We start from the raw sequence: 3,022 nt of genomic DNA, 5'->3' as shown, positions 1-3,022 counted from the left end.
GTCCCCCCCTTGATAAAGGGGGGACAGGGGGGATTGCTTTTGGGTTACCACCCTTTCCTATACTCCTTGATCAGCTTTTCCACCACCTTCTTGCTCCCCGCCTTCCAGGGGCCGACGGCGACCAGGTTCAGGTTGGCGGGGGCGAACAGATTGCGGGCAGTGCGACTGATGTCTGCGGCAGCGATGGCCGACACCTCGGCGCGGTCCTCCTCGATGGAGCGCACGATCTGCATCAGCTCTCCCCAGCCGTAGCGGACCTGCATCTCGTAGGTGGAGTCGCTGCTGTATTCGAGGTCGAAGAAGTAGCCTTCCTTCACCCGGTCCAGCTCGCCGAGATCCATCTCCTCATGTGCCAGCGACTTGACCTCCCTGAGCACCTCGGAGACCGCCAGCACCAGGTTCTCCGGCGCGGTGGCGAGCTCGATGGCGAAGGCGCCGGTCTCCTCGTAGGCGGAAATGGAGGCGTCCACCGAATAGACGATGCCGAGCTTCTCCCTGAGGGCCAGGTGCAGCCGGGAACTCCCGCCTCCGCACAGGATCCGCCTGATCAGCCTCACCGCCATAATGCGACGGTCGTTCCTCGAGAAACCGCGAAAGGCGATCTGCAGGTTGACCTGGCTGTCGCTGTCCTTCACGAACAGCGAACGGGGCTCCTCCTGCAGTTCGCTGACCGGGACCGGGGCCGGCGCCACCGGTCCGCTCCAGCCGGCAAAGTGCTCCTCGCAGGCGGCGAAGAAGCTTTTGGCGTCGTGACGGCCGGCGGCGACGATCAGACCGTTGCTGGGAACGTAGAACTCGGCCAGGTAGGCTCTCAGGTCTTCCTCGGTCAAGCCCTTGATGGTTTCCAGGTACCCGATGGTCGGCATCCCCAGCGGATGCTCCGGCCAGAGCAGTTTGCTGCAGAGGTTGCTGGGATTGGTCTCGTCACCGCGCTCGTTGATGTCCTCCAGCGCCTCCTCGGTGATGATCCGCTTCTCGACCTCTATCCCTTCCAGGGTCGGGCGCAGGAGCATGGAGGAGAACAGCCGGATCCCCTCGGCGATCTGGTCCGGATGGACCCGCGAGAAGTAGCAGGTGGTCTCCTCGTCGGTCGCGGCGTTCACGCTGCCGCCGATGGCCTCGAAGGCGATCTCCAGTTCCAGGCTGCTGGCGAACTCCCGCGAACCGCGAAACAGCATGTGTTCCAGGAAGTGGGAGATGCCGGCTTTACCGGGAGTATCGTTGCGGCCTCCGGCCTTTACGTAAATAGCTATCTCGGCGCTATGCAGGTGCGGCATCTCAACCGAAACCAGGCGTAGCCCGTTCGGGAGTACCTTTTTGGTGCAGCTGATGGTCAAACTTTATCCTTTCAGCAGCCACTATGAGCCGAGCTGGGTCATCGACAAGCGCGATGGCAAACACACTAAAATATCGGTTTGGGCCATAATTGAGCGGCTGTCGCGTGTTCGCGTAAAATTAGCGGAAAGACCGAGCGATGTCAAACAATCTGATCCAATGCTGTCTTGTTTTTTACTTGACATGCCTGACATAAACTGTCACAAGGGTGCCATGATCAAGACCAGCTATTTTTCCTTTTTTAACTTTTACTTTTGGTGCGGCTTTTATTTTAGGCCGACACCCCGGGTAGAGGTTTAATTTAGGAAAGCTGGAAGACTAAATTAACGAACCGAAAGCCGGGGTGGGATAGGATCCTCCCCCCTTTGCGGTTTCGAACCATAGATGAGACGACACAGGGCCGGGGGGAAATCCTTCCGGCCCTTCGCTTTTCGGAAACCAAAGGAGAGCGGATATGATCGTCGTCATGAAAGCGGGAGCTGCAAAGAAGGACAGGGACGAAGTCACCAAGAGGATCAAGGAACTGGGCTACAAGCCGCACATCATCCACGGCACCACCCGTGACGTCATCGGGGCGGTAGGAGATGAGCGGGGAAAGAGTGTCCTGCAGTCGATCGAGTCGATGCAGGGGGTAGAGAGCGTGGTGCCCATCCTGCAGCCGTACAAGCTCGCCTCCCGCGAGGTGAAAAAAGAGGCCAGTGTGGTCCCCATCACCGACACCCTCGCCATCGGCGGCAAGGAGCTGATCGTGATGGCGGGCCCGTGTTCGGTGGAAAACGAAGCCCAGATCATCGACTCCGCGCTGGCCGTCAAGGCGGCCGGTGCCCAGATGCTCAGGGGGGGCGCCTTCAAACCCCGCACCTCTCCCTACTCGTTCCAAGGGCTTGAGGAAGAAGGGCTGAAACTTCTCGCCAAGGCGCGTGAGATGACCGGGCTGCCCTTCGTCACCGAGGTCATCGATCCCGACACCGTCGACCTGGTCGCCTCCTATGCCGACATGCTGCAGATCGGCGCCCGCAACGCGCAGAACTTCGCCCTGCTCAAGAAGGTCGGCCAGATCAAAAAGCCGATCCTGTTGAAGCGCGGCATGTCGATGACCATCCAGGAATTCCTGATGAGCGCCGAGTACATCATGAGCGAAGGGAACCAGTCCGTCATCCTGTGCGAGCGCGGCATCCGGACCTTCGAGACCGCCACCCGCAACACCCTGGACATCTCCGCCGTCCCCGTCTTGAAAGCGAAGACCCACCTGCCGGTGGTGATCGACCCCTCCCACGCGACCGGCAACTACCACTACATCGCGCCGATGTCCTACGCTGCGGTGGCGGCGGGAGTCGACGGCCTGATCATTGAAGTTCATCCCGACCCCGAGCGTGCCTCCTCCGACGGTCCGCAGTCGCTCAAGCCCAAGAAATTCACCACCCTGGTGGAGAAGCTGAAGCTGTTCGCCGAAGCCGCCGACCGCACGCTGTAACGAAGCGGCAGGCGCCCCTCTGCGGTCTCCCCCTCGCCCCACGTCCCCCCCTTGATAAAGGGGGGACAGGGGGGATTCTTTTGACTGTTTAACTTGGCCGGACTGGCTCTCGATGACATTTGCGATATCATAGGCGCATTATCTTTTTCTTAACCGGAGGCGCCATGCGAGAACCTGAGAAAACAGACCACGAAAAGCACGAAAGACACGAAA

The 3,022-nt window shown here is 60.1% G+C and carries 2 protein-coding genes; one reads left to right on the top strand and one right to left on the bottom strand.

Going from position 1 to position 3,022, the window contains the following annotated elements:
* Window positions 1–44: 44 nt before the first annotated feature.
* Window positions 45–1,277 carry a M16 family metallopeptidase gene (locus VJ604_RS08205; RefSeq protein ID WP_414652402.1) on the bottom strand — a complete coding sequence of 411 codons (1,233 nt, stop codon included), beginning with the start codon at window positions 1,275–1,277 and terminating at the stop codon, window positions 45–47.
* Window positions 1,278–1,789: 512 nt separating this feature from the next.
* On the opposite strand from VJ604_RS08205, the gene aroF reads away from it, so the two are divergent.
* The gene (aroF, locus tag VJ604_RS08200; RefSeq protein ID WP_324081454.1) at window positions 1,790–2,809 is read left to right on the top strand and encodes a 3-deoxy-7-phosphoheptulonate synthase; all 1,020 of its coding nucleotides are present in this window, start codon (window positions 1,790–1,792) and stop codon (window positions 2,807–2,809) included.
* The last annotated feature ends 213 nt before the right edge of the window (window positions 2,810–3,022 follow it).

The organism is Geomonas sp., assembly GCF_035254065.1.
Taxonomy (GTDB): Bacteria; Desulfobacterota; Desulfuromonadia; order Geobacterales; family Geobacteraceae; genus Geomonas.
This window is presented reverse-complemented; position numbering and strand designations above follow the sequence as displayed.

What these genes read in the sequence shown, in the direction of transcription:
- VJ604_RS08205 (WP_414652402.1), bottom strand. Translation starts at nt 1,277, where the DNA reads ATGCCGCACCTGCATAGCGCCGAGATAGCTATTTACGTAAAGGCCGGA.
- aroF (WP_324081454.1), top strand. Translation starts at nt 1,790, where the DNA reads ATGATCGTCGTCATGAAAGCGGGAGCTGCAAAGAAGGACAGGGACGAA.